The 1015-nt window shown below is 57.8% G+C and carries 1 pseudogene; it reads left to right on the top strand.

Features of this window, described 5'->3' with window-relative positions:
* Positions 1 to 1015 (top strand): annotated as a pseudogene (locus tag DMH08_RS39600) (NAD-glutamate dehydrogenase domain-containing protein); the annotation flags it as partial.

Here is a 1015-nt window from a genome sequence, read left to right as displayed (position 1 = left end):
CTCACTGACCTTGAGGAAGTGGCTTCGCTTGACCACGACCGCATCTTACGCATGATGCATGCCGTCATCAGGGCTATGATCCGTACGAACTGGTGGCAGAGCGGTCGACGGGCGTTGGCCTTCAAGGTCCGTCCTACCGATCTCGGCTTTGCCCCGGCCCCGCGGCCCAAGTTTGAGATTTTCGTCAACTCGCCACGAGTGTCCGGAACCCACCTGAGGTTTGGTGCCGTGGCGCGAGGTGGCCTGCGATGGTCCGATCGCCCCGAGGATTTTCGCACCGAAGTACTCGGCTTGGTCAAGGCGCAGATGGTCAAGAATTCGGTTATCGTTCCGGCCGGTGCCAAGGGCGGATTTGTGCCTGCTCATCTACCCGATTCAACGACCAATCGCGCGGAATGGGCTGCAGAAGGTAAGGAGTGCTACCGCATTTTCGTGTCTTCGTTGCTGTCGCTGACAGATAACGTTGTTGAGGGTAAGGTCGTCGCCCCTGAGGACGTGGTTCGTCACGACGGCGATGACCCGTACCTTGTTGTTGCGGCCGACAAAGGCACAGCAACTTTCTCTGATACCGCAAATGCCATCGCTGCCGAACACCACTTCTGGCTTGGTGACGCTTTCGCCTCTGGCGGTTCGCAGGCTACGACCACAAGGCGATGGGTATCACGGCCCGTGGCGCGTGGGAATCAGTCACTAGGCACCTTGCAGATCTAGGGATCGACCAGGCTACCGAGGATTTCACGTGCGTTGGCATCGGCGATATGTCGGGCGATGTCTTCGGTAATGGCATGCTGTTGAGCAGGCACATCAAATTGGTTGCTGCTTTCAACCACCGCCATGTTTTCGTCGATCCGAACCCAGATCCTGAGACAACGTGGCAAGAGCGTCGCCGTCTCTTTAACCTTTCTCGCTCGAGTTGGAGCGACTACGACTCTTCCCTTATCTCTGAGGGTGGTGGCGTCTGGGATCGCACCTTGAAGTCGATCCCAGTGAGCCCGCATATGCACGAGGCTTTAGG

The organism is Actinomadura sp. WAC 06369 (assembly GCF_003947565.1).
Classification (GTDB): domain Bacteria; phylum Actinomycetota; class Actinomycetes; order Streptosporangiales; family Streptosporangiaceae; genus Spirillospora; species Spirillospora rifamycini.
Note: the sequence above shows the minus strand (reverse complement) of the source record. Positions and strands in the feature narration are given on the sequence as shown.